Source organism: Brevibacterium sp. SIMBA_078 (assembly GCF_046534565.1).
GTDB lineage: Bacteria > Actinomycetota > Actinomycetes > Actinomycetales > Brevibacteriaceae > Brevibacterium.
The window spans coordinates 1-282 of the sequence record NZ_JAWRYQ010000154.1 but is presented as its reverse complement, the minus strand read 5'-3'; the positions used below and the strand labels follow the sequence as shown (position 1 = coordinate 282).

Annotated in this window: 1 protein-coding gene; it reads left to right on the top strand. The window is 30.1% G+C overall.

Annotated elements, in window-relative coordinates; translation table 11 throughout:
- Nucleotides 1-13 precede the first annotated feature (13 nt).
- The coding region (locus SB749_RS19250) for a hypothetical protein (RefSeq protein ID WP_410711716.1) at nucleotides 14-282 on the top strand (269 nt) is incomplete at its 3' end.

The following is a 282-nucleotide window of genomic DNA, read 5'->3' as shown; positions in this document are numbered from 1 at the left end:
CTTAGCTGTTACTATGCCTAAAGTAGCAAATATCGTAACTTCAGCATTTGATTTAATAGATAAAATAGTGACTTTTGTCTTAGATAAAATCGTTCCAACTGTAGTTAATGGCTTTCAGTGGATTTGGGATAAAATAGATTGGATTATGCCGATTGTGTTATTCATCATTAAAGATACATGGGAATCTATTCAATCTATCATAGATTCAGTGCTATCAATTATCACAAATATTATAGATTTATTTATTAATATTTTAGAGGGTAATTGGGAAGGTGCATGGGA